The sequence below is a fragment of the Facklamia sp. P13069 genome (assembly GCF_050409405.1).
Classification (GTDB): Bacteria; Bacillota; Bacilli; order Lactobacillales; family Aerococcaceae; genus Facklamia.
The window spans coordinates 1-513 of the sequence record NZ_JBNUPN010000065.1 but is presented as its reverse complement, the minus strand read 5'-3'; the positions used below and the strand labels follow the sequence as shown (position 1 = coordinate 513).

Here is a 513-nt window from a genome sequence, read left to right as displayed (position 1 = left end):
TAAACATTAGAGGGTCTGAGTGATCGAGGGAGAAACGAAGGTCTTGGACCACACGTCGTACGGTATGAATAGAGACAGGTGTTTGAGAAGCGATTTTCTTTTCAGCAGTAGTGTCCGTTGCCAAGCTGGCGATTTTTTTGCTTAGTGGCATGCGAGATAAAGCAGTTCTTCTCAACCAAATTGGTTTCTGCAGTGAAGGAGTGGCCACAATTTCGACAAAGGTAAGGTTGTTTTTTAAAAAGTAAGTAGCAAGCTTGCCCTGCACTTTCTAAGTAAGTGATTCTAGAGGAGCGTGTGCCGTTTTTAACGACAACTCCTTCCTTTTGGCAACAAAGACAGCTATCAACAGGATAGGTCAGTGTACGCTTTATGTGAAGCTTATTTTAGATATTTTCCACACAATGATCAGAGAATTTTACGTTAGGGTCTTTTATAGTGAGTAATGTTCGTATATCATGAGTCCTGGCACAGAGTCCTTTCTATTTTAGTTACCACTTTTAATAGATCGGACTT

General features: G+C 40.7%; 1 protein-coding gene. It reads right to left on the bottom strand.

Annotation, left to right across the window (positions count from 1 at the left end; all coding sequences use genetic code 11):
* Nucleotides 1-101: 101 nt before the first annotated feature.
* Nucleotides 102-359: a transposase family protein gene (locus tag ACQV2T_RS09370; RefSeq protein WP_428893595.1), complete on the bottom strand. Its 258-nt coding sequence runs from the start codon at nucleotides 357-359 to the stop codon at nucleotides 102-104.
* Nucleotides 360-513: the final 154 nt, after the last annotated feature.